We start from the raw sequence: 25050 nt of genomic DNA, 5'->3' as shown, positions 1-25050 counted from the left end.
TATCTATAATAAATTGTAAACCTCAAGTTCACAATTACTCTTTAAGCCACTTACATAAATCAATTGCATAATAAGTAATTATCATATCTGCTCCTGCTCTTTTCATAGATAAATGCATTTCCATAGCTATAGCTTTTTCATCAATAAAGCCCATCTTTGCAGCAGCTTTTACCATAGCAAACTCTCCACTAACACTATAAGCGGCTACTGGCACATCATGTCTATCCCTAGCCCATCTTACTACATCTAAATATGATAACGCTGGTTTAACCATTATTATATCTGCGCCCTCGCAAACGTCAGCATCTATTTCTCTCATGGCTTCTCTTATATTTGCTGGATCCATTTGATATGATTTTCTATCTCCAAATTGAGGCGTTGAATTAGCCGCTTCTCTAAAGGGGCCATAAAACGCTGATGAATATTTTGCACTATAAGCCATTATTAATACATCTTTATATCCATTACTATCTAAAAGTTCTCTTATTGCGGAAACATGTCCATCCATCATATCCGATGGTGCTACCATATCAGCTCCAGCCTCAGCGTGAGATAATGCTATTTCTGCTATATATTTTAGACTCTTATCATTATCAACCTTTGTTCCATCTAATATTCCACAATGTCCATGACTTGTATATTCACACATACATACATCTGTTATTATAACTAAATCTTTTGATATTTCGCGAATCTTTTTAACTCCTCTTTGAATTATTCCATTTTTATCGTAAGCTCCGCAGCCTACTTCATCTTTATGATCTGGTAATCCGAATAAAATTACTCCGCGCACACCTACTTCGATAACCTCTTCAATAATCTCATGGAGTCTATCTAAAGAAAAATGATAATTTCCTGGCATTGAAGATATCTCTTCTTTAATGTTTTCACCTTCTACTATAAATATGGGAAATATAAAGTCTGATGAAGTTAATACTGTTTCACGCACTAAGTCTCTTATATATTTTGTTTCTCTTAATCTTCTATTTCTTTTAAACAAAGTTATCCACTCCTAATTAAATATATTTTAATGTTATCCACAATTTATTATTAAATAATCATAAAATTGTTATTAAATAATCACAAAATCCTTAGTAATAATAATTTTCTCTACTATTAAATCATTATTACATTTCTAAAAGTTTATTTATAACACCTTCTACGCTATAAACATCACATATAGTTGGGTTCACTCCTACTTCTATTAATGCTTTTGCAGTTATTGGTCCTATAGCAATTGCTTTTTTAGATTGTATAGTTTCAATTCCTACCATCTTAATCATATTTTTAACTGTTGATGGTGAAGTAAAGACTATTACATCTACATCTTTAATTTCATTATCTGATTTTAATTTGCCACAAACCGTTTCATAAGTGAAAACTTCCTCAACAATGCATCCTGCATTTCTTAATGCTTCAACTAAATAAGGCCGTGCATCTTTTGACCTAGGTACTAACACCTTGTCATATTCTTTTACATAACCTCTCATTTTATCAAACAAACTTTCAGCAACAAAATGATCTGCCACAATATCTGGTATAATGCCTCTGTTTTCAATAGCCTTTGCAGTAGCTGATCCTATTGCTGCAACTTTAGCTTTAAGTTTTCTAACATCAAATTTAATATCTCTTAAGTAATCAAAAAAGTAATTAACTCCATTTACACTTGTTAATGTTATGAAATCATAGCCCGTAAGCCTTCCCTTAAATTTATCTAAGTTAATTGAAGTATCTTTAAATTCAATAGAATTTATCTCAAGCACCTCTGCTCCTAAATCTATCAATTCTTCCCTTAATTCTTTTGCTTGAGCTTTTGACCTAGTTATACAAATATTCTTGCCAAACAGCGGTTTCTTCTCATACCAATTAAATTGATCATTAAACTGGATTACTTCCCCTATTACAATAATGCAAGGAGAAGATATTTCTGCTTCTTGAACCTTGCCTATAATATCTATTAAAGTTCCTACTACCTTTTTTTGCTTCGACGTAGTTCCTCTCATTATCACTGCGCAAGGTGTACTTTTATTTTTTCCATTGAATATAAGACTTTGTGCTATCTTTTCTAAGTTTTTAAATCCCATCATAAACACTAAGGTTCCACCAAGGCTTACAACTGCCTTCCAATCAATCTCTAGTTTTTCTGCACTCATCGCAGTGAATACATGAAAACTTTGAGCTATTCCTCTATGAGTTATAGGTATTCCAGCATAATTTAAGACTGCTATTGGTGAAGTTATTCCTGGTATAACTTCGAATTCAATATTTTCGTGAAGCAGAGCTAATGCTTCCTCTCCACCTCTTCCAAATACAAATGGATCTCCGCCCTTAATCCTTCCAACAATGTTACCTTCTTTAGCAAGAGTTACTAACATATCATTTATTTCATCCTGAGTTTTATAATGACACCCTGGCTCTTTTCCACAATAATATATTAAGCAATCCGCTTTTAGATATTTAAGTATACTAGTACTCGCAAGCCTATCATACATAACAGCTGTGCACTTTGAAAGCATTCTTATAGCTTTAAGAGTTATTAACTCCTCATCTCCTGGACCGACTCCCATTAAATAAACCTTTCCCATTGTATCCACTCCTTATTTTTTCATAAGCCTATTTGTTTTCAAGTATCTTCTTAGCTAAATCATCACCTAATTTTATATAATCATTTTTATCTCCCGATAATTGTTTTTTAACTATTTTTCCATTTACTCTGTATACTCCAGTCATGTGCATAAGGTCATTATCAAGATAAGCATATGCTCCTATACAATCGTGACAATCTCCATTAAGCGTTGCCATAAAACTTCGCTCAGCATCTACACATATTCTAGCATCGTAACAATCTAATTTTTTAATCATATTTATTTGCGGATGATTTTTAACCATTTCTATTCCTAGTGCACCTTGAGCTATTGCTGGTACTATCTCATCTATGCTAAAATAATTAGTAATTATATTTTCCATGCCTAGTCTTTTTAGACCTGCCGCTGCCAGTATTATTCCATCTAGATTTTCCTTTTTTATCTTTGCTATTCTGGTCTGTACATTACCCCTTATAGGGACAATTTCAATATCCGGTCTTAGAATTTTAATTTGTGTACCCCGCCTTATACTGCTGGTACCTATTCTTGCACCCTCATGTAAATCATAGAAGCTGATATTATCAAAGGCAACAAATGCATCTCTAACATCTTCCCTCACTGGGATTGCAACTATTTCAAACTCTTTTGGCACATCATAGGGAACATCTTTCATGCTATGTACTGCCATATCAGCTTTTTGCTCTATCATTGCAAACTCTATTTCCTTTACAAAAAGTCCTTTACCGCCTATTTTATCCAAAGTAACATTTAGAATTTTATCTCCCTTTGTTTCAATTAGCACCTTCTCTGAATCAATATCGAACTTTTCTTTAATCATAGCCATAATTGTATTTGCCTGCACTTGTGCAAGTTCACTTCTTCTAGTTCCTATATTAATTTTCAAAATCTTGCCCTCCTCAAATTCTAATACACCCCTGGGGTAGATGTGCGCTGATGTTCGCTACACCCCTGGGGTAGATACCGATAAAGTTCCATAAAACATTTCTAAGATAACATTTTGTACATCCTTAGTATAGAAAAAAAAGAAATCCTCACTACATACAAAATTCATGATTTCTTTTTTTTGGGGTCTCATCTTAACTATATTTCTAATACTACAAGTATAATCTATAAAATTCGAATACTCGTAAATTTTATCTTCTATAATTTTCGACATAAAAAGTGATGTTTTAGGACTACCGCCTTTAGTATGTAATGCAAACTTCATATTAGAAGTATCCCTTTGAACTGGTTTAACTACTAACCCCTGCGTGAAATCTTCACAGTTTAAATATAACTTATATTTTTCATCGCAGTAATTTTTTATAGATTTATTTAAAATATTATTATTTGTTGCAATAATTACAATATGATTAATATCAACATAAGACTCTTTATATTCATCTTTTATTAATTTTATATTAGAAACATCTTTTAACTTATAAAACTTTTTGTTAAACTCTTTTGAAACCACAGTAACATTACAGCCTTCCTTTGAAAACGTTATACATTTTATAAAAGCAGCCTCTCCTCCACCAACAATAAGTATGTTAACTTTATTTGATAGAAGTGAAATCATGGTATAATTTATCTCTGGAAAATCCTGCTTATTATATCTTCGCATTCCTTAGACCTCCCCTTCAAATGTTCCTCCTTTAAAACCTGTATAGCTTTATTTACAAAGGCATTTGAAGTGCTCTTTAATAAAATCTCTGCTAATTTTTCATTATCTTTTGTCTCTTTTTTATGCTTAAAAGTTGCAAGTCTTTCCTTATATATATCCTCACCATTATGTTTTATCATTTTAATAAAAGGCGACAACTCTTCTATAGTTTTCCACTCTACAAATTCCATTATGGCTTTGTCCACAATATATCTATTATTTTTCATTGAATCCTTACGTATTTTAAAATTTGCATCATGAATATCCCTTATCTTGTCTATATCATAAACTTCATATAAAGGATTTCCACTTACTATTTCCTCAATATCTCTTGGCACAGCTAAATCAAACAATAACAAGTGCTTGCTTGGTAACTCATTTAAACGAACCACCGTATGAGGAGCCGTGGTACAAGATATAACACAATCTACCTTTTCATAATGTTTTTGTATATCATTAAAAGGTATTATTTTCATTCGTGGGTCCTCTATATCAACCTTTTGAGCATCTCTAACCGCAATATATAATGAATCTATTTTTCCTTCTAGTATATATTTTGTAGTTAATTGTCCAACCGTACCATAACCTAATACCATAAAATTTTTATATCCCATATCTATTGCTTTTTTAACTACCATCGATGACGAAGAAACTGGTATTTCACCTGTTTTAGATTTAGTTCTAAAATTCTTACCACAAGCAATAGCATTTTCGAAAAGCCTCTGAAATTCCTTTTTAGTTGCCCCAGAGTCCTTTGCTACTTCATACGCATCCCTAACTTGACCTAGTATTTGATCTTCCCCAAGTAATAGTGAATCAAACCCGCAAACTACCTCCATCAAGTGCTGTACTGCTTTTTCTTCCTTATAATTAAATACACACTTTATTAAAGACTCATCCCAATTTAGTGCATTAAATATCTTCTTAACAATGTCTTCATCTTTTGACTTAAAATATATTTCTATCCGATTACAGGTACTTAAAATAACCGCCTCATCACAAATATTAGCAAGAGCCTCAAGGGACCTTTCTTGACGTTTGGGTATAATTGAAAGTTTTTCTCTAATTTCTATTTTAACATCATGTTTTACCCCTATAAGTTGTATCATTATATCATCTCCAAAAATACTTAACTATTGATAATGCTCCATATTTATTATATATATCGGCATATTTCGTATATTACACATACTAATGTTATATAAAACAATGATCCATACATTAATTTTATTGTATCCACAATATGTTCCCTACCTAAATCTTTTATTCTATTTCCTATAGTTGGTTTATACATTTTCTCTCCAAAATATACATTTGTTCCACCTAATTGGACTCTCATAGCTCCTGCCACTGCACCTTCAGGATAAGCACAATTAGGGCTTTTATGATTTTTTCTATCCCTTATCATTACTTTTATACTATCTAAAATATTTCCCCTAACAACTGGAGCTGCAAGGCAGATTAAAAATCCAGTTAATCTTGCAGGCACATAATTAAATACATCATCTGTTTTTGCTGGAAAGAATCCAATGTATTTATATTTTTCATTCATATATCCAAGCATTGAGTCCATAGTATTTATACCCTTATACATCATAGCTAGTGGAGCTCCCCCTAGTATTGCATACAATATGGGAGCTATAACACCATCCGCCGTATTCTCCGCAATAGTCTCCACATCTGCCCTAATTATTTCGTCAACACAAAGGTCTATAGTATCTCTTCCTACAATATACGATAATTTAATTCTTGCATCATCGATATCATTTTTAACCAAAGCATCATAAACCTTAATGCCCTCCGTGTGGAGGCATCTTGTTGCTATTGTTGTCCAAAGCAAAATGATATTAAGAATATTATATACCCAAAAGAACTCTTTGGATATTCTTAAAATTATAAATGGGACTAAAAAACTAGAAAATGCTACTATAACTACAATTATTCCACCAAATATTTTAATTTGCCTATGAGTTTTACATAACTTTCTACCGAATTTATCTAAGACCCTAATAAGTTTGCCTATATAAATCACCGGATGTTTAAACCAATACGGATCTCCAATTAATAAATCTAACAAAATTGCTGCTATTAAATCCATTATATTCATTTGAAACAACATTTCCATTATAATTCCTCGCTATCTTATTTTTCCTACTAATTCTAATTAGTTGTTAACCGTCCCCACCTTTTAGAAACATTAAACACTAATTAGTTGTTAACCGTCCCCGCCTTTTAGAAACATTAAACACTAATTAGTTGTTAACCGTCCCCGCTTTTTTATCCCAATGATCTTATAAATCATATCCATGTCTATATTCTCTCTTACTATATCCGCAAGCTTGTCTATTTCTTTTTCTCTTAGATTCTCATAAGTCTTAGATTTTTTAGGTTTTATAGATTTTTTTACTCTTAATGAATTAATAATAAACTCTCTAAATTCCGTTCCATCAAATACCCCATGAATATACGTCCCCATAACATTTCCGCTTTCGTTAATTGCTCCATCAAAGGATAAAGTGTTTTCACCATTCCTATCATATATTTCAAATATAGGTTTTGCCTTTTGCCCATAACTACATTTACCCATATGTATTTCATAACCATAAGTCTTAACGTTACTAGTTTTCATGTTAATGCTACGAGCCTTTACTCTTGTAGTTATTTTCTCATCTTCAAATAATGTATCTATGTCTAAAAGCTTCATTCCCTCTACCTTATCAAAACTTCCCTCTACACCACTTGGATCACTTAAACTATTACCTAGCATTTGATATCCTCCACAAATGCCCAATATTGTTCCTTTGTTACTGTACTTTTTAACGGCGTCCATAAGTCCTGAATCCCTTATGGTAATTAAATCGTCAATGGTATTTTTAGTTCCAGGGATTATAAGTAAGTCTGGATTTCCTAATTCCTCTTTAGTTGTAATAAATCTAACTGATACATCTTCCTCTGCCTTCAATGCATCTAAATCTGTAAAATTTGATATATGCGGAAGTTTTATTACTACTATGTCAATAGGTGCAGTAATTTTCTTATTAAACTCTACTGCGCCATCCTCATCTTCAAGGTCTAATCTAAAGTAAGGAACTACCCCTGCGCAAGGAATATGTATAATATCCTCAAGCATTGTAAGTCCAGGCTTTAAGATTTCTAAATCTCCTCTAAATTTATTTATAATAGTAGCTTTAACTCTTTTTTTCTCATCTTCCTTTAGTAAAAGCATAGTTCCTGCAAGTGATGCAAACACACCACCCTTATCTATATCTCCAGCAAGTATTACGGGGGCATCTATAAGTTCTGCCATTCCCATATTTACTATATCTCTTTCTCTTAAATTAATTTCTGCAGGGCTACCTGCTCCCTCCATTACTATAATATCAAACTTCTTTTCTAATTCTTCAAACTGTGATTTTAGCATGTCCTTGAATTTTAGTTTCATGTTATGGTACTCCATAGCTGTACTATTTCCATAAACCTTTCCATTAACTATAATTTGACACTTTTTATCTGAGGTAGGTTTTAATAATATTGGGTTCATAAATACTTCTGGCTCAAGACCTGCTGCATATGCTTGAAGCACCTGTGCACGTCCCATTTCTTTTCCATCCAATGTGATATAAGAGTTTAATGACATGTTTTGTGACTTAAAAGGACATACGGAAAACCCATCTTGTTTTAAAATTCTACATAACGCTGTAACTAGTATACTTTTCCCTACAGATGAAGCCGTTCCTTGAACCATTATTTTAGCCATTACTTTTTCTCCCTTCCCTCGTGTTTTTCTTAGATTCTTATTTGCATTTTTAAAAATAAAAAACAGCAAGCTATCACACCTGCTGTTATATACAATGTTTTATTGCACTAACTTAAAACCTACAAGTTCTTTCCCGCCGAAAGCTTAATATTACTAATTTAGGCAGGTCTCCTGGCTCTTGATAAACACTCTCTTATCTCTTCCATTATTGCAAAGTTATTATAAGTTTGCTATCAATTACAGTAGCGGGGGCTGCTGTGGACTTACACCACATTCCCTTTTCACCCTATCAATTCATCCACCACGTAGCTTAATCTACAAAGTAGCTGGTCAATAAAAGGCACCTAAAAAATCTATTTAATTATAGTTATATTTTTACCTATAGTCTCAATCTCTAAAGGATTGTTTTTTATTTCATTCGGAAAGATGCTCAGCACCTGAAAATATTATATCACATATTAACTACTGTATTGGCCAATTTTTTTTATAAATTGTCCACATTAATCCATAATTTCATGGACCTAATGTGGACAACTTTGTTAATAACTTTATTTATCTTTTATATGATTTGTTAAACCTATTAATTCTCTTTAATTAACCTTGCCCTTAAAAACATAGCTTTCTTACCTATACTTGTAAATTTAGCTTCATATTCCGTAATTACATTTTCTTCAAAATCACTTTTATGAAGATCATATGTTAAAAATAATATTTCAAAACCGCATTGTTTAAAATATTCTACAGAGTCTTCAAACAAATCTATATCATCTGTTTTGAACCAAACTTCAGATTCAACTTTTAAAAATTTCTTGTAATTTGTTAAGAATTTAGTGTGAGTTAATCTTCTTTTATTATGTCGTTCTTTGGGCCAAGGATTACAAAAATTTATATAAATTCTACTTATCTCATCCTTTGCAAATACATCATCAATAAACATAATGTTTAAAGGCATAAGACGTACATTTATATTTTGCTCTGCCTTAACCGCGCGAACTTCTATAACTTTTCTAAGTGCAAACACTAATACCTCATCTTTTAAATCTATACCTACAAAATTAATGTTATCATTTTGCCTAGATTTTTCTGCAATAAAACTGCCCTTACCACATCCAAGCTCCAGATGTATTTCATTTTCATTTTTAAATTCTTCACTCCAATTTCCTTTATGATCATATTGATCTGTTCTTACAATATGGCTAGCTTCTAGCTCCGGCCTAGCCCAATATTTTTTTCTTAAGCGCATATATTTTCTCCTTACATTTATAATAATAACAATTTTCAACTTTTTTTATTAAATCATGACTTCTTATTGAAGCATTGTAGCAATGTTCATAAAAATATTATATACCCAATCAGCTGGCACTTGCACAATATAAGTGAAAACTGATTGATTGCCAGGTAATATAGGTAATATTAAAACCAAAAATATCAAAAATTGATATCTAGTAAAAGTATCTGACATATTGTAAAAAAACTTTGGAAACAAATCCCTAACTATATGATATCCATCGAATCCTGGCACTGGAACTAAATTAAGAAAAAACAACATACAATTTATAGATACTGTAATCTTTAATATTTCTATAATAATGGTAAATATCGTACCCTGACTAGGTGAAAATTTCCAAAACAGCACCGTGAAAATTGCAAATACAAACCCTATAATTAAATTTGCAAATGGACCCGCAAATGAAATTTTTAAATCATCCCTATAATAATTTTTATAAGAACTAGGGTTTGTTTCAACGGGTTTCGCCCATCCGAATCCCGTTAATAAAATCAGAATAAATCCTATTGGATCTATATGAGCAATTGGATTAAGTGTAAGTCTCCCTTGAAATCTAGGAGTTTTATCTCCTAACCTATCTGCTACAATAGCATGTGCATACTCATGGAATGTAAATGCTATTAAAATTGCTGGTATCATTAAAATTTTATACAATATTTGCTGTGTATCCAAATTTACTCCCCCTCACATTCGTTTTTTATAAACTCACTTAATATCTAATATAAACTTATAATTTCAAATTTCTTAGTAAACAAAAGACTATGCCAAAGGCATAGTCTGGCTCCACTTATTACTTAAAAAGCACAAAAGATATTTTGTTATTTTCAAGAGATACTACTCCCTTATTATATAATTGGACAAATTTACCTTTATAACTAGTTTGAGTTCCAGAATTTATATCTTTTATGATCTTTTTTAGCGGATCATTTTGATATATTTTACCACTACCTGCTACAAATAAATTTTCTTTAACACAAGGTGTTTGTAAATTAATAGTTTTCCATGTACTAGTATCTTGTGATGTTTTACCATAATAAACTTTGCTTATTAAATTATCTTTTAATTGTGCAAGATATATATTATCATCATTATCAGATCCAATTAAGGTAAGTTTATCAACATCGCCCACACTTATAGCACTACTTTTACCAGTAACATATATTTTATTATAAACCGCGCCTTCATAGACCAATTTATCTTCATGGCGAATCAATGTGATATTGCCCACGAGCTTAGGTATTGTATCGACTTTTGACATTGTTCTATCTCTATCGATTCTATAAATGCTGCTTTTATTAGCATTGTTTGATACCTTCACGTAAGTAAGTCCTGTTAATGGCGCTGATTGTATATCTTCTACTTTAGGGTTAGTACCACCCCAATCTAATTTTATGTTCTTTACTTTTTCACCTTTTACTACATCGTAAGAATATAATATTAAATCACTAGATTCATCATCACTTTCTTTTTCTACTAAAGACATTCTATTTCTACCAGGAACCCATGAAGCAAAAGAAACATTACATCCATCTTCTGTCACTATGTTTTTAGTTTTACCAGTCAAACAATTAACAATCACCAATTTTTTATCATCATAATAAGATATATATTTGGCATCATAAGATACTAATATATTTTCTGCATTTGTTGGTATAGTAATATCAACATCTTTGGCCTTTGTACTTACATCTTCGACAACTTTTTTGGAAACTGCCTTTGAACCTGTAGCTAAAAAATAATGATCAATGTAAAAGAGACCTAAACATTGCAAAGATAAAGATACTACTATCCATATGCTTATTCTTTTCGTCCAACTCATATTTTTTCTCCTTTAACTTCAAAATATCCTATATTTATTTTCTACTCTCTATATACATAATTGAAGGTACTGTCCTTTCTCCCAAACTATCTGATGGGCTATTTATAACTTCATCATCATAAAATAATGTAGAAGAAGAACCTCCATCTAAATTACTAGCATTAACAGCACCATAATCATATAATACATCTTGTGCTTCCCTTAAACTAGCCCCTACACTTGCTAACTGCCTACCGTCAATTACTAAAAATATTATCGCTCCATCTTTTCTCTGAGCTACACATGTTCTAGGTGCAATGCCCCAACCACCAATACCTTTAGTAATAGTTTTCTGACCACCAACTATAAGTGCTGGTCCAAAGGATACTGCATCAGTTACTCCAGCTGTTTTCATCTCAGAAAGGCTATGAGGACCAACTAACAATCTTCCCGAACTAGTCATCGCTACAACCTCTGTTTTTTTATCTACATCAGTTATATCATTACGAACCGTTTTTCCCCTGCCCATTATAATTCCAGTTGGATTTCCTCCTGTTCCTATTCCCGTGTGTTTTGATTCACTATCTCCATCGCTAAATCCACCACCATTGATTGCCGCAATTGCATTGTTATCCTTTGCAATATCACTAGTTAGTTGCCCTTCCTTACCAAGCATACTACTACTACCAACTTTTAACCTAGTTGGGTCTTTAATTATTAATATGTAACCTTTGTAGTTATTTCCTTTTACATCATATCTTTCTATACTATTATCATTTTTATTTTCTACCTTTACACCATCTAAATTATTTTGAACTAAAGTATCCACTGTTTGATCACTCATAATTTTTGCTATTGCTTCTTTAGACAAAAAAGTTGTTGCAAGCCATTGTAATGAATAAGTAGTCATTGCTGCACCTACCACTGTACTCTTCACATTTTTAAAGGGACCATAATAAAGCATAAATGGGCCAGTAATTGTTGTGAAAATCAATTCGAATATTACAAATAACAAAACAAGTGTACTTGTACGCTTTTTGGTTTTTCTACGTTTTTTTATTTTTCTCATACTTCCCATCCTTTTCTTTATTATGTACTTTTATTATGTACTTTTATATTGTACATTATAATCATATAATTTAATACAACATTTTTATGTTATTTATGTAAATTTAACTAATATATGATAATTTAATACAAAAGAGAGTATAAAAAGAGTATAAATTTTTATACTCTCTTCTACACAAAAGAAAATATAAAAATTTATACCCTCTTCTATACAAACGAAAGTATAAATTTTTATACTCTCTTCTATAAATACCCTTATTACAATTTTTTTGATCCTTCAAATGCTAGAGGAGACCTCTCACATTCATCATATTTTAAAGTTACCTGATAACATAAATCACTGCCCTTCATTTTTTCGGATGCATAACATAATCCATTTGATCTTTTATCTAGAAAAGGATGATCTATTTGTTCTGGATCACCTATAAGAACCAATTTGGTTCCCTCTCCAGCCCTAGTTATTATTGCTTTTACTTGTTTTGGTGATAAGTTTTGAGCCTCATCTATTATTACCCAATTTTTAACTATTGACCTTCCTCTAAGGTAAGCAACCGCCTCAGTAGTTATAATTCTCCTATCAAACAAGTCTTTTATCTTATCTGATAATTGTTTTTCATTTTTATAACGCTCTTTTTCATCAGATTCCACAAGTATTTCTAAATTATCAAATATTGGCCTCATAAATGGTGAAATCTTTTCTTGCTCTGTACCAGGTAAAAAACCTATTTCTTCATCCATAGTAACATTGGGCCTGCAAATTAAAATTCTTCTGTACTCTTCCCCACCAAGGAGTTGTTCACCACCATGGTGATGCTCACTGCTTTCTTGTAATATTTTCTGAAGCCCTACCGCTAATGAAAATAGTGTTTTAGCAGTTCCAGCTGGCCCTTTAATAATTACAAGTGGTGCTTTTATTGAATCAATGCTTAAAGCTTCTAACATAAATCTCTGCCCAACATTTCTTGGTATAACTCCTAACGGTTTACTATCTTTATAATAAAGCGGTACTATATTTTTTCCATCATACCTCGCTAATGCAGTTTGTTTGGGATTTTCCATTGAATGCATTATTAAAAATTGATTTGTGTATAAAAATGGTGTAGTATACTCTTCTAACTCCTCATTATATTCAAGTAATACAGTAGCCTCTATACTTTTTTTACTAAAAAACTCCGTAAGCTTTTCCGGAGACACAAATACCTCTATCCTCCCTGTATACTGATCGTCATACTCTGGCACAAATTTTTCATAATAATCTTCTACATTAATATCTGCAGCATCCGCCTTTATACGCAAAAATATATCCTTTGTTATGAGCCAAACATCTTCCCCTTGCTCCTTAATACCTTTGCATACTTGCAATATTCTATTATCAGCTTTTTCTTTACCCCAAGAAGCAGGAATTTCGGTATCATATTGATTCATTTCAACCCGCAATCTTCCCCCACTTTCTAAATCAATGCCCTCATTTAATTTCCCCTGTTTCCTGATCTCATCAATAAGTCTTGCTGAATATCTAGCATTAGCTCCTAAATCACTTTTATCTTTCTTAAAACTATCTAATTCTTCTAATACTACTTCAGGTATTATTACATCATTATCACCAAAGGACAATATCGCAGTTGGTGAATATAAAATAACATTGGTATCTAGTACATATGTTTTTTTCAAAGTATTAGCTCACCCTCCCTCTCTCTATTACTAATATATGTAATTAATTCTATAAATGAATTAAAAATAAAATAAAATTTTACTTTTTTATTAATCTTTTATATAATATTTTTTATTAATCTTTTATATAATAGTTTTGACAAGTAATAGTTTTTATTATATAATAAGTTCTATATTATATAGAATAATATTATAGGATGGTGTATATGGAGAACATTACAACAGTTTTTAAAGAGAAAAAATTAAAGCTTACACCTCAACGCATTGCTGTCTACAAATATTTACAATCTACAAAAGAACATCCTTCAGCTGAAATAATTTACAAAGCTCTACAACCAACATATCCTACTATGAGTTTGGCTACGGTTTATAAAGCGTTAAAAACTCTTATAAGCGTTGAACTGATTATAGAACTTAATGTTGGTGAAGGTAATTTTAGATATGATTGTAATATGCTACCTCACCCTCACATACAATGTGTAAATTGTGGTAAAGTTGATGACATAGAAGGTATAAGTTTTTCAAATGTACTTGAAGATGTAAAACAATATACTAATTATGAGGTAATAGCCACTAAACTTTATTTTTACGGTTTATGTGAAAATTGCAAAAAATAATTTATTAAATAAAGGGAAGTATGAATTTTAATTCATACTTCTTTTTATTTAATAATGTACTTTGAAGCATATTTTTTTGTATATTAATATCATTTATAACTTTCCTTTAATATCTCTTCCCATTCTTTAGAACTATAATTTCCATTTATGACCTTTTTCAAGCTCAAAAGTACATTGGTTTTTATCTTTTTAGGTAAATTATATAATATAGGTATGCTATTGTCATTAGCCTTATACATATGTTGTACCATTGATTTACCGATACCTAATACTTTGTTATTTGCAACTTTATTTCCAGTTATAATTCCCTTTTGCACAAGTCTTGCTTGAACTTCATCACTATATACATATTGAATAAAAGCATCGGCACTATTCCTATTTTTTGCATTTACGGGGATACTTAATATAGAGTTAATTATAATAGGCATATTTGCCCCAAACTTTGAATCATTATCATAGTCTTTAATTACACCTATATTATTTCCATTAAGTTTAGGATTATAATATGAAGTACACATGAGTAGTGGTGAGTCACCATTATTAAAATTAGTAACACTTTGCTCATTACCTAATTCAAAAGAATCTTTTGTAATTCCATTATTTTTAGTAAGTAAGTTAAATTCATCAAATACTCCTTGCATATTTTTAAGTTTCTTATAGCCTTGCTCACCACTATCATAACTTTCCTCAACCTCATGAATATTTATGCCTGTGCTAGCTATTAATGAAAACAAAACACCACTCGTTTCTATATCTTCATTTAACACGACAGGTGTCTTCAATCCCTTACCATTAATTTGCTTTAACACATTTAACCACTCTTTTAAATTATTAGGATTAGCTATTTTTAGCTTTTTTAAATTTGCTTTATTATAAAATAATTCAATAGAATATGGTACAACCCCTATGCCATAATATTTATCACCTATTCTTCCATAAGAACCTATAATATTAAAATACCTACTATTAATATTGTTGTCCTCATATGTTCCATCCATATCACTTAGAACTCCCTTTTTACTAAGTTCTATAAAGTCATTTCTACTCGTGAACATCACATCTATTTCTGTACCCAAATTAATTGTATCCATAATATTACTTTTGTCACCTATTATATCATTTAATTTTATTACAACATCTGGATTGTTTTTTTTGTAATCATCAATTAAAAACTTATTTACTTTATAAGAATGTTCATCTGTTGTATCTAGAAATATATTTAATTTTTTTTGATCTTCACTCTTTTTATCACTGCCCCATTTGCAAGATGACAAACTAAACACCGTAATTAAAATTAAAAGAACTATACATATGTTTTTTAAAAATATATTTGATTTTCTCATAAGTTCACCTCATTATATTATTAAATATTAATTTTTAAGATTTATTAAATATAAATTAATTAAATATACAGTTGTTACATATAATTTAAATGGGGGGTGGAATAAATGAAGTTACAGATAATATTTTTAAAAAAGAAATGTATTTGTTATGTTTTGGCTATTATCATTTTTACCATAACACTTACATTTTTATTTCTTTTCAAAACAAATGCAATAAGTACATTTAATATAGTAAATGAATCAAAAATGATGCAAGCTGATTTAACAGGTGATGGAACCAAGGATATACTCTACATAAAAACAGATGCTGATAAATACTATATTCAAATAAATTCTGGAGACAAATGCTATTATCTAGAGCCTTCTAAAAAAATTAACACCGTTGGCAATTATTATTCGCAGTGGCCAATGAGACTAACATTAATGGATATATCTAGAAACAAGGTACCTGAAATATTTACTCAAGCATCTGTAAATAATAAAGCAGTGCAGCATGTTTTCCTTTGGACTGGTGAAAAATATGAAGATATATTTAGCAGCACAAATAATATTTTAGGTTTTGTAGACAGTAAAAATAATAAAACACCTAAAATGTTATCTGGGAATATTAAAGATGGAAAATTAAATCTTATTAGTTATATTTTTATTCAAGATAGTTTGAAATCTTTTGACTACAATTATGTTGATAATTATATGGGTAAAGCCACAGTCCTCGGTTTCATAAATCTTATGGCAACCTTTCCAGTTTCTGAATTAACTATACCAAAAGATCTTTTTACATCCGATTTAAATGGTAATGATATTTCACTTTTAAGTGATTTATCCAACAGAAAAGTAAATTTAACCTTCCAAGATGCTGTTTTTAAAGATTTTAATTGGGACAAAGATGGCAATACTAGCGATGTTTTATGGACATTAAATTTTAAAGCAACTAATGCAAATGTCCTATTAGACCCTAAAGCAAACAATTTAAAAGAAACCAAAAACTATACTATAGAATTAATTTTAAAACTTATCCCAAATACTAATAAAGATCCTTCTTTTAAAATTAGCTCTATAAATATTAAATAAAAACATAAAACTATTACATTATGTATAAAATATTAATATCATTTATAAACTTACAAAAGGGACCGTATTACCGGTCCCAAGGGGGGATGGGGGGTTACGCATAAAATGTTTTATTTTATGCAAATGGAGATTTAAACTCCGATTACATTTATAATATTAACCTTTTTGCTTAGTTTTATTCATTATAAATGATAAATTAAAATATTTTTATATAAAGACGCTTTACTACAAACTTATTATGTAGTTAATTTAAAATATAATATAAATTGGGGGAATCGTATATGTTTAGTAATAAAGAAAAAGACGTAAATAGAATTGAAACTTTAATTGGCCAGCAATGTTCTATAATTGGTTCTTTGAATGGAAATGGTCTTATTAAAATAGATGGTTCTATTGATGGAAACATAATTTGTGAAGATGATGTAGCATTAGCTGAAACAGGAAGAATAAAAGGCGATATTACCTGTAATAATGCATATATAAACGGAATAGTAAATGGAAATGTTTCTTGCACAAGCACCTTAACTATAGAAAGTTGTGGTAAAGTCAGCGGTGATATTTCGGTGAAAAAATTAATGATCTCCGAGGGTGGAATTCTTGATGGCAAATGTACCATGGCAAATTATGAACAACCTGATGACAACAGTGATGACAACAGTGATAATTTATAAGAGTTTCAAACAAAAAAGTAACACATAAGTTTTAAATTTATGTGTTTCTCTTATCAATTTTTATCTATATACTCTTAATGTCTTAAGTTGGAATTTTCCTCTACGATTCTATTGAGCATTCCAAGCTTTTGCTCATCTACTAGATGAGCTAATATATATATAAGTTGCCCCTTATCTTCATCTTCTAGGTCTTCTAAAATACTATGTGTACTTTCCTTAGGACTTGTATGTTTAAATTCAACATCGTTATTCTCAAAAGAATCATCATTTACAAAAGAATCATTATTTGATATGGAATTCATCATATCATTAAAATCCGAACTATTTAAATCTAAATTATTTAAATCTATTCCAGATAACATATTTGAAATTTCACTTAAATCTATATTTCCCATGCCTGAAAATACATTTGTAAATACATTGTCTTGATTATTTTTATTTGAACTTACTATATCATTATCTTCAGTATCATTATTTTCAGTATCATTATTGTTATTAACATTATTATTACTATTGTTTTTGTTCTTCTTTGCTACATTTGCTGTAGATTTTACCTTACCTGAATTATAACCATTATTTGAGTTTCCATTCATATTATTACTTTGGCCACCTAAACTATCCATAAGGTTACCTAAAATATTGTCTTGACCACCTAAACTATCAAGTAAATTACCTAAGATGTTACCGTCCTGCCCACCTAACCCACCTAGTAAATTACCTAACATGTTATTATTGTTACCTCCTAAACCAGAAAGTAAACCCTCAATCATATTTCCACCATTAGCAGTACCATTTCCGATACCATTTCCTGAAAGAAGGCTAGATATTAATCCCACCAAAGGATTTGCACCGTTTCCATTAAGCATTTGTGCTAGTGGATTATTATTAGCATTGTTATTCTGATTATTGTCATTGTTATTGCTGTTACCATTATTCCCATTATTATTCATGTTATTGTTATTATTATTCATGTTATTGTTATTATCCATATTATTTCTATCACGCTTATGATGTTTTGACATATTTATCACCTCATTTATAAATGGGAGAGCATTTAAGCTCCCCCTTATTTTTAAATTAGCATCCGCAACTTTTCACTGCATTTCCGCCATATCCACCTTTACAGAAACAAAAACCTAGGAATAACAATATTAATAAGAAAGCATTTTTGTTTTCAAGTAGACATGTTCTTTGAAGTATAATCAATAATATTACTGCACAAATCGGATTTGTACATAAATTTGCAGCTGAATTTCCGCCGCATCCTACTACTGGTCTACTCCCACAACATTTATTTCCACAACATCTTCTTTTTGACATTTAAAACTCCCCTTTCTGGGCCAAATTTTAATGTGTTACATTTTTTAACTAAAGTTAAGAACATATAATTTATCTATTGTTTACTTATATATATTTTTCACTTATGATTAAGTTTCCCAGTTATTCATCGTCACAGCTATCTAAGTTGATAATATTGTTTGTACATCCTTTGTTTTGTCTTCCATTGCCACCACATGCGCATATAAGAATTAAGATTATTATCCAAATGCCACTACCTCCGCCGCATCCGCCACCGAAACCACCGAGTCCGCCGCCAAATCCGCCAAATCCGCCATATCCATCATCTCCGCCGCCACATCTGCAATATTCTCTACAGTGTTTTGGTTTGCATCCGCATACAGTTCCACTTTGTCCTTGACCACCACAACCGCAGAATAAAATTAATAAAATGATTATCCAAACTATTGAGTTTCCGCCGCCGAATCCACCGCCATTGTTACATCCACCGCCGTTGTTATTACAATTACAGCTTTTGTTAGATCCGTTTTTTTGGGATTCAGCTAATCCACTTAACAAACCATTCATGTCCATATAATTATCCTCCTTTTTATTGCTTCTCTTAATTTACTTTTAAAATCTTTTTCTTTTGTTTTCTAATATATACTATTCTCACAGAAATAAATTGATACAAAATGTTTATATAAATACTTAGTAAAATAATTGTTCCGTATAGATTTCTCCTACGTGACTCCAATAAGAGTTTGAAATGTGAAATTCCATTAAGAAATTCTAATCTTTTGTTAACGTAAAATTCTCTGACTCTCACACTCGACGTCCTGTCTCGGGTTCGCTAGCCTTACTTCCTGTAAGGCTCACGAGAATTTTCCATTTACAAAATAAGAATTTCTAAATGGAATTTCAATATTTCTGTACTTCTTATTGGAGTCACTTCTGGAGAAAATTATACTATTATAATTTAGACTAAGATTTATATATGATGGGAAGTTAACGAAAAAAATAGACCTCATCACGATGTACACTAGCTATTAGCTAACATACCGTAATGTAGGTCTATTTTTTTCTTATTATAGTATTGGATTTCCATTAGAAGTTAGTGGTTCTCCTTCTGAATTGTCGTCAAATCATCTCCTTCGGAGCTGAAAACATTAACGACTTCAGAAGTTGATTTATATATCTTCTAAAATTTTTTTCTTATTATAGTATTGGATTTCCATTAGAAGTTAGTGGTTCATCTTCTGAATTGTCGTTAAACATATTTCCTAAAAGTTCTTTTACACCTATTTTTTTAAGTGATGATATATTTATAATCGCCTCACTTGGTTCTAGTTGTAAAGTTTCCCTTATTAACTTATTATTCTTTACTAGTTCTGTTCTGTTTAGTTTATCTTTTTTGGTTGCAACTATTACAACTTCATATCCGAAATGTTTAATCCATCCGTACATTAGAAGGTCATCTTTAGTTGGCTTGCGTCTACAGTCCACTAGTAATGCTACCTTTTGTAGTTGGGGCCTACGAACTAAATAGTCCTCCATCATTTTTCCCCATTTAGCTTGTTCAGTTTTGGATACTTTTGCGTATCCGTAACCTGGCAAATCTACAAAATAAAAACTATCATTTATTAAAAAGAAATTTATAAGTCTAGTTTTGCCAGGTGTTCCACTAACTTTTACTAATTTCCTTCTATTTGTTATAGTATTTATCAAAGATGACTTACCTACATTTGATCTTCCAACAAAAGCATATTCTACTCTATTATCTGTTGGGTACTGAGCAGGTTTTACTGCTGATATTATAAATTCAGATTGTTTTATCTCCATTATTTATCTCTCCATTTAATGTATTTTCAAGTAATGCATGTTCAAGTACATTTTCTACTTTACTTGCAAATATAAATTTTAGTTTGTCCTTAATACTCTTTGGTATTTTTTCTGTATCTTTTTCATTCTCACAAGGAATTATAATTGTATCAACACCCGCTCTATATGCAGCTAATGATTTCTCCTTAAGCCCTCCAATAGGTAGAACTCTTCCTGTAAGCGTAATCTCACCAGTCATTGCTACATTATGTCTTACTTTTCTATTAGTCAATGCAGACACCATTGCAGTTATCATAGTTACACCAGCTGATGGTCCATCCTTAGGTACTGACCCCTCTGGAACATGAATATGAATATCCTTATTTTTATAAAAGTCTTTGTCTATATTATACTTAAAAGCATTAGCTCTAACATAACTATATCCAGCTTTAGCGGATTCTTTCATAACATCCCCTAGTTGGCCTGTAAGTTCTAGCTTACCTGTTCCATCCATAGCACTCGCCTCAACTGGTAATGTAACCCCGCCAACTTCAGTCCATGCTAGTCCAGTTACTACACCAACTTTATCTTCAGTTTCAGCTTTGTCATAAGTAAACATAACTGCACCTAAATATCTCTTAACATGAGATGCGGTAACATTAACACTCTTTTTGTTCTTCTCTACCATTTCTGTTATTGCCTTTCGAATTACAGACGCAATTTGTCTTTCAAGACTTCTAACCCCTGATTCTCTTGTATAGTTTTCAATTATACAAGTTATTGAATTGTCCGAAAAGGTTATTCTACCATCATCCATATTATGTTCTTTTAACATCTTTGGAATAATATGATTTTTAGCAATATGAAATTTTTCCTCTGATGTATATCCTGATACCTCAATGACTTCCATTCTATCCAATAAAGCTCTTGGAATAGTGTCCAATTTATTTGCAGTAGTTATGAATAAGACTTTTGATAAATCAAAATCTAATTCTAGGTAATGATCCCTAAAGCTCGCATTTTGCTCACTATCCAATACTTCTAAAAGAGCATCTGCAGGATCGCCTTTAATATCGCCACTCATCTTATCAATCTCATCTAATAAGAATAATGGATTCTTTGATCCGGCTTGTTTCATTGCATATATAATCCTACCAGGAATTGCTCCAACGTAAGTTTTTCTATGCCCTCTAATTTCAGCCTCATCTTTTACTCCACCAAGTGACATTCTAACAAAATTTCTATTTAATGCATTTGCAACAGATTTCGCTATAGATGTTTTACCAACTCCTGGTGGTCCTACCAAACAAAGTATAGGTCCCTTAAGTGTCTTGCTAATTTTTTTAACTGCTAAATATTCTATTATTCTTTCTTTAACATCTTCAAGCCCGTAATGTTCTTTATCAAAAACTTCTCTGGCCTTACTTATGTCAATGTTATCTTTAGTCGATTTATTCCAAGGTAGAGCTAATATCCAATCTAAATACGACTTTGATACTCCACTCTCAGCAGAATAATTCCCTGAACTTTTTAATCTATTTAACTCATAATTTGCTTTTTCTTTTGGCTCTTTAGGCAGTTTTGCCTTTTTTATTTTAATTTCATACTCAATTATTTCTTTTTTATTTTCGTCATCTTCCCCTAGTTCCTCTTGTATAGCTTTCATTTGTTCTCTTAGATAATATTCCTTTTGAATTTTATCTATTTTATCTTTAACCTTAGTTCCAATCTTCTTTTCTATTTTTAAGACTTCAAGCTCATTCTTTAATATAAGTAACAGTTTTTCAAGTCTCTTAGTAACATCTAATATTTCAAGCAATTCTTGTTTTGTTTGTGGCTTTAATATTAAATAGGAACTTACAATGTCACAATATCTTCCAGGCTCTTCTGTTTCTTCTAAACTGAATAACGCATCAGGAAAACTGTTAACCGATAAATTTATGTATTCTTCAAAAGCTTTATCTATAAGTCTAATGTATGCTTTGCATTTTTTATCATCTACACTTTGTTCATCGTAAATAAGCTCTACTTCCACACTTACAAAAGTTTCCTTATCTTTATACTCTGAAATTTTACCTCTTTGCATTCCCTCAACCAGTACTCTAATTGAATCTCCCGGTAACTTTAATATTTGTTTAACGTTACAAATAGTACCAATTTCATATATATCCTTTTCTTCTGGCTCTTCGATTTTCGATACTTTCTGTGAAACCAGAAAAATTTCTTGATTATTTAGCATAGCATTTTCTAAGGCTAGTATAGATTTTTCTCTACCAACATCAAAATGCAATACCATATATGGAAATATATTCATACCTCTTAACGGAATTAACGGAAGAAGTTTTGTTGTTTTATCCATTTTTCTCCCTCTTTTCTATATTATATTAATCGTCGTTTATAAATATAAAATTATTATTTTAATTTTATATAACCTCGATATCATAAACTATAAATACTTATTCATTTTATTTTTATAGTTACATAGCAACACTATATTTATATAGTGACACTACTATAGTATACCTATAATATAATTATTTTTCAATACTACAATCTTTAAAATAAAAAAGGTAATCCATTATATTTAAAAATGGATTACCTTTTTAAAGAAAATGACAGACTAAATTTTTAATGACTCTGCTGCTATAACGTCTACCTCTGGCTCAAATGTAGTTTTAATATTTTTAGGTATCTCTAGAAGCAACGCCTCTTTTATTACCTCACTAATATTATTAACTGATATGATTTTAATATTTTCTATGGTATTAAAACTATCTTGAAAGTTATCCCTTGGAATAATTACTTTTGTGGCTCCTGCTTTTTTAGCAGCTGCGATTTTAGCATTTACACCACCTATTGGCAATACATTACCATGTATTGATATCTCTCCTGTCATAGCAACCATATTATCCACTGGGATACCTTTTATCGCACTGTACATCGCAGTTGTTATACTTACTCCAGCAGATGGCCCATCCACTGGTGATCCACCTGGGAAGTTAACATGGATATCATAATCGCCACAATCTATATTAAAATATTTTTCAAGTACTGTAACTACATTTTCTACTGATGATCTTGCTGTGCTTTTTCGTCGAAGTTTTTTATTGCTACTACTTATTTCCTCCTCTTCAATAATTCCTGTAATTTTAAGAATGCCTTTTCTAAGCTTTACCCTTTTGGCACTAGCTTCAATTTCCATTACAGCTCCTATATTAGCTCCATAAACCGCAAGCCCATTTACATAACCAATTTGTGGTTTATCAGATATCCTAGACTCAAGCCTAGGGGAATATTGACCATTTTCTATAACCCACTCAATATCTTCAATACTTACTTCATCTCTTTCATCATTAATTGCCATTCCACAAGCTAGTTGAATTAAATTAACAGTATCACGTCCATTACTTGAGTATTTACCCACAAGCTCTAGTGCCTTATCGGAAATTTTAAGGTTCATTTTACTTATTGAATTTTTGGCAATTTGTTGTAATTCTTCAGGTAATAATGCTCTAAAAAAGATTTCTATACACCTTGATCTTATAGCCGGCATTATTTCTTCTGGATTACGTGTAGTTGCACCAATTAACCTAAAATCAGCTGGCAGTCCTTCATCAAACACTTCCTTAATATAAAGAGGCATATTAGGATCCTCTTCATTATAATAAGCACTATCTAAAAAGACTTTTCTATCCTCTAATACTTTAAGAAGCTTATTCATTTCTATAGGATGCAGTTCCCCAATTTCATCAATAAATAGGATTCCACCATGTGCTTTTGTAACGGCGCCAGGCTTAGGTTGAGGTACTCCGGCTACTCCAAGTGGCCCTGCTCCTTGGTAGATGGGATCATGAACTGATCCTATAAGTGGATCTGCTATACCCCTTTCATCAAACCTAACAGTAGTACCATCTATTTCAATAAACTTCGAACCTTCCTTAAAAGGAGATCTTGCTCTTTTTTTAGCATCTGCAAGCACTAATCTAGCAGCTGCTGTTTTCCCTATTCCAGGCGGACCATAAATTATAACATGTTGAGGATTAGGGCCACATATTGCTGCCTGTAATGCCTTAATACCCTCTTCTTGGCCTATAACCTCTTCAAATTTTGTTGGTCTGCTTTTTTCCGTAAGTGGCTCCGTAAGGCTTATGCTTTTCATTTTTCTTAAATTTTCCATTTCTTTTCTATTTTCCTTACCAACAACCGCCTTACCACTTTTTTGTGCTTTTAGTGCATTAAAAAAATATAACCCAATAACTACTGTAAAAAAGAATTGTACTGCCATGAGAATGTTAGTTGTCATATTAATTAAAGTTTAATGATGAAACTATTAAACTAATCCTCCTTTCGCATATTAAATTTGCATATTTTAGTAAATATTGCATCCTTTGATATTATGCTCAAGTAAGATTAAATGTA

Annotated in this window: 22 protein-coding genes and 1 riboswitch; of the genes, 3 read left to right on the top strand and 19 right to left on the bottom strand. The window is 31.0% G+C overall.

What is annotated here, in order from left to right; all coding sequences use genetic code 11:
* Nucleotides 1-34 precede the first annotated feature (34 nt).
* From hemB to KPL54_RS01900, 12 genes are all read right to left on the bottom strand, one after another.
* Complete coding sequence (hemB, locus tag KPL54_RS01955; RefSeq protein WP_216104115.1) at nt 35-1000, bottom strand: porphobilinogen synthase; 966 nt, start codon at nt 998-1000, stop codon at nt 35-37.
* Between the two features lie 127 nt (nt 1001-1127).
* A complete protein-coding gene (gene cobA, locus KPL54_RS01950) occupies nt 1128-2585 on the bottom strand; it encodes a uroporphyrinogen-III C-methyltransferase (RefSeq protein WP_216104113.1) in 1458 nt (485 codons plus the stop codon).
* A gap of 28 nt (nt 2586-2613) precedes the next feature.
* Nucleotides 2614-3489 (bottom strand): hydroxymethylbilane synthase, encoded by an 876-nt coding sequence (gene hemC / locus KPL54_RS01945; RefSeq protein WP_216104111.1) that lies wholly within the window; start codon nt 3487-3489, stop codon nt 2614-2616.
* Nucleotides 3490-3546: 57 nt separating this feature from the next.
* Nucleotides 3547-4209, bottom strand: a complete 663-nt coding sequence (locus KPL54_RS01940; protein WP_216104109.1) for an NAD(P)-dependent oxidoreductase — start codon at nt 4207-4209, stop codon at nt 3547-3549.
* Nucleotides 4173-5357 carry a glutamyl-tRNA reductase gene (hemA, locus tag KPL54_RS01935; protein WP_216104107.1) on the bottom strand — a complete coding sequence of 395 codons (1185 nt, stop codon included), beginning with the start codon at nt 5355-5357 and terminating at the stop codon, nt 4173-4175. The genes KPL54_RS01940 and hemA overlap by 37 nt, the downstream gene beginning before the upstream one ends.
* A gap of 47 nt (nt 5358-5404) precedes the next feature.
* Nucleotides 5405-6349, bottom strand: a complete 945-nt coding sequence (gene cbiB / locus KPL54_RS01930) for an adenosylcobinamide-phosphate synthase CbiB (protein ID WP_216104339.1) — start codon at nt 6347-6349, stop codon at nt 5405-5407.
* A 147-nt stretch (nt 6350-6496) separates the two neighbouring features.
* Entirely contained in the window at nt 6497-8005 is a 1509-nt protein-coding gene (locus KPL54_RS01925; protein WP_216104106.1) for a cobyric acid synthase, read from the bottom strand.
* A 144-nt stretch (nt 8006-8149) separates the two neighbouring features.
* Nucleotides 8150-8333: riboswitch (cobalamin riboswitch) on the bottom strand.
* Nucleotides 8334-8585: 252 nt separating this feature from the next.
* Entirely contained in the window at nt 8586-9248 is a 663-nt protein-coding gene (gene trmB / locus KPL54_RS01920) for a tRNA (guanosine(46)-N7)-methyltransferase TrmB (RefSeq protein WP_216104104.1), read from the bottom strand.
* Nucleotides 9249-9311: 63 nt separating this feature from the next.
* The gene (locus KPL54_RS01915) at nt 9312-9932 is read right to left on the bottom strand and encodes a site-2 protease family protein (RefSeq protein WP_216104330.1); all 621 of its coding nucleotides are present in this window, start codon (nt 9930-9932) and stop codon (nt 9312-9314) included.
* Nucleotides 9933-10083: 151 nt separating this feature from the next.
* On the bottom strand, nt 10084-11112 hold the full coding sequence (locus tag KPL54_RS01910; RefSeq protein ID WP_216104102.1) for a hypothetical protein: 1029 nt from the start codon (nt 11110-11112) through the stop codon (nt 10084-10086).
* Nucleotides 11113-11146: 34 nt separating this feature from the next.
* Nucleotides 11147-12160: a phosphodiester glycosidase family protein gene (locus tag KPL54_RS01905; RefSeq protein ID WP_216104100.1), complete on the bottom strand. Its 1014-nt coding sequence runs from the start codon at nt 12158-12160 to the stop codon at nt 11147-11149.
* Nucleotides 12161-12417: 257 nt separating this feature from the next.
* The gene (locus tag KPL54_RS01900) at nt 12418-13830 is read right to left on the bottom strand and encodes a PhoH family protein (protein WP_216104098.1); all 1413 of its coding nucleotides are present in this window, start codon (nt 13828-13830) and stop codon (nt 12418-12420) included.
* A 206-nt stretch (nt 13831-14036) separates the two neighbouring features.
* Here KPL54_RS01900 and KPL54_RS01895 point away from each other — a divergent pair, with 206 nt between their 5' ends.
* Nucleotides 14037-14447, top strand: coding sequence for a Fur family transcriptional regulator (locus tag KPL54_RS01895; protein WP_216104096.1), 411 nt, complete (start codon nt 14037-14039; stop codon nt 14445-14447).
* Between the two features lie 89 nt (nt 14448-14536).
* On the opposite strand, the gene KPL54_RS01890 is transcribed toward KPL54_RS01895, so the two are convergent.
* Complete coding sequence (locus tag KPL54_RS01890) at nt 14537-15790, bottom strand: ABC transporter substrate-binding protein (protein WP_216104094.1); 1254 nt, start codon at nt 15788-15790, stop codon at nt 14537-14539.
* A gap of 105 nt (nt 15791-15895) precedes the next feature.
* Between KPL54_RS01890 and KPL54_RS01885 the strand changes: the two genes are divergently transcribed.
* Both KPL54_RS01885 and KPL54_RS01880 read left to right on the top strand, forming a co-directional pair.
* Nucleotides 15896-16861, top strand: a complete 966-nt coding sequence (locus tag KPL54_RS01885; RefSeq protein WP_216104093.1) for a VCBS repeat-containing protein — start codon at nt 15896-15898, stop codon at nt 16859-16861.
* Nucleotides 16862-17142: 281 nt separating this feature from the next.
* Entirely contained in the window at nt 17143-17532 is a 390-nt protein-coding gene (locus KPL54_RS01880) for a bactofilin family protein (RefSeq protein ID WP_216104091.1), read from the top strand.
* 74 nt (nt 17533-17606) lie between these two features.
* Here KPL54_RS01880 and KPL54_RS01875 read toward each other — a convergent pair whose 3' ends face one another.
* The 6 genes from KPL54_RS01875 to lonB all read right to left on the bottom strand — a co-directional run bounded on the left by KPL54_RS01875 (nt 17607) and on the right by lonB (nt 24934).
* Entirely contained in the window at nt 17607-18554 is a 948-nt protein-coding gene (locus KPL54_RS01875) for a hypothetical protein (RefSeq protein WP_216104090.1), read from the bottom strand.
* A 55-nt stretch (nt 18555-18609) separates the two neighbouring features.
* A complete protein-coding gene (locus KPL54_RS01870) occupies nt 18610-18852 on the bottom strand; it encodes a hypothetical protein (protein WP_216104088.1) in 243 nt (80 codons plus the stop codon).
* A 120-nt stretch (nt 18853-18972) separates the two neighbouring features.
* Nucleotides 18973-19404: a hypothetical protein gene (locus tag KPL54_RS01865; RefSeq protein ID WP_309245352.1), complete on the bottom strand. Its 432-nt coding sequence runs from the start codon at nt 19402-19404 to the stop codon at nt 18973-18975.
* Nucleotides 19405-20028: 624 nt separating this feature from the next.
* A complete protein-coding gene (gene yihA / locus KPL54_RS01860) occupies nt 20029-20652 on the bottom strand; it encodes a ribosome biogenesis GTP-binding protein YihA/YsxC (protein WP_216104086.1) in 624 nt (207 codons plus the stop codon).
* On the bottom strand, nt 20633-22990 hold the full coding sequence (gene lon, locus KPL54_RS01855) for an endopeptidase La (RefSeq protein WP_216104084.1): 2358 nt from the start codon (nt 22988-22990) through the stop codon (nt 20633-20635). Before lon ends, yihA begins: the two co-directional genes overlap by 20 nt.
* 261 nt (nt 22991-23251) lie before the next feature.
* Nucleotides 23252-24934, bottom strand: a complete 1683-nt coding sequence (lonB, locus tag KPL54_RS01850) for an ATP-dependent protease LonB (protein ID WP_216104083.1) — start codon at nt 24932-24934, stop codon at nt 23252-23254.
* Nucleotides 24935-25050 lie beyond the last annotated feature (116 nt).

The organism is Clostridium estertheticum (assembly GCF_018861295.1).
In the GTDB taxonomy this organism is placed as follows: domain Bacteria; phylum Bacillota; class Clostridia; order Clostridiales; family Clostridiaceae; genus Clostridium_AD; species Clostridium_AD estertheticum_D.
The sequence above is the reverse complement of the archived record's forward strand: the minus strand, read 5'-3'. Positions and strand labels throughout refer to the sequence as shown.

Bases quoted from the DNA above. Each gene is read 5' to 3' on its own strand.
- KPL54_RS01880 (WP_216104091.1), top strand. From the start codon at position 17,143: ATGTTTAGTAATAAAGAAAAAGACGTAAATAGAATTGAAACTTTAATT.
- yihA (WP_216104086.1), bottom strand. From the start codon at position 20,652: ATGGAGATAAAACAATCTGAATTTATAATATCAGCAGTAAAACCTGCT.
- KPL54_RS01895 (WP_216104096.1), top strand. From the start codon at position 14,037: ATGGAGAACATTACAACAGTTTTTAAAGAGAAAAAATTAAAGCTTACA.
- KPL54_RS01865 (WP_309245352.1), bottom strand. From the start codon at position 19,404: ATGGACATGAATGGTTTGTTAAGTGGATTAGCTGAATCCCAAAAAAAC.
- KPL54_RS01885 (WP_216104093.1), top strand. From the start codon at position 15,896: ATGAAGTTACAGATAATATTTTTAAAAAAGAAATGTATTTGTTATGTT.
- KPL54_RS01905 (WP_216104100.1), bottom strand. From the start codon at position 12,160: ATGAGAAAAATAAAAAAACGTAGAAAAACCAAAAAGCGTACAAGTACA.
- KPL54_RS01875 (WP_216104090.1), bottom strand. From the start codon at position 18,554: ATGTCAAAACATCATAAGCGTGATAGAAATAATATGGATAATAACAAT.
- KPL54_RS01940 (WP_216104109.1), bottom strand. From the start codon at position 4,209: ATGCGAAGATATAATAAGCAGGATTTTCCAGAGATAAATTATACCATG.
- trmB (WP_216104104.1), bottom strand. From the start codon at position 9,248: ATGCGCTTAAGAAAAAAATATTGGGCTAGGCCGGAGCTAGAAGCTAGC.
- KPL54_RS01890 (WP_216104094.1), bottom strand. From the start codon at position 15,790: ATGAGAAAATCAAATATATTTTTAAAAAACATATGTATAGTTCTTTTA.
- KPL54_RS01910 (WP_216104102.1), bottom strand. From the start codon at position 11,112: ATGAGTTGGACGAAAAGAATAAGCATATGGATAGTAGTATCTTTATCT.
- KPL54_RS01870 (WP_216104088.1), bottom strand. From the start codon at position 18,852: ATGTCAAAAAGAAGATGTTGTGGAAATAAATGTTGTGGGAGTAGACCA.
- KPL54_RS01925 (WP_216104106.1), bottom strand. From the start codon at position 8,005: ATGGCTAAAATAATGGTTCAAGGAACGGCTTCATCTGTAGGGAAAAGT.
- cobA (WP_216104113.1), bottom strand. From the start codon at position 2,585: ATGGGAAAGGTTTATTTAATGGGAGTCGGTCCAGGAGATGAGGAGTTA.
- lon (WP_216104084.1), bottom strand. From the start codon at position 22,990: ATGGATAAAACAACAAAACTTCTTCCGTTAATTCCGTTAAGAGGTATG.
- lonB (WP_216104083.1), bottom strand. From the start codon at position 24,934: ATGACAACTAACATTCTCATGGCAGTACAATTCTTTTTTACAGTAGTT.
- hemA (WP_216104107.1), bottom strand. From the start codon at position 5,357: ATGATACAACTTATAGGGGTAAAACATGATGTTAAAATAGAAATTAGA.
- KPL54_RS01915 (WP_216104330.1), bottom strand. From the start codon at position 9,932: ATGATACCAGCAATTTTAATAGCATTTACATTCCATGAGTATGCACAT.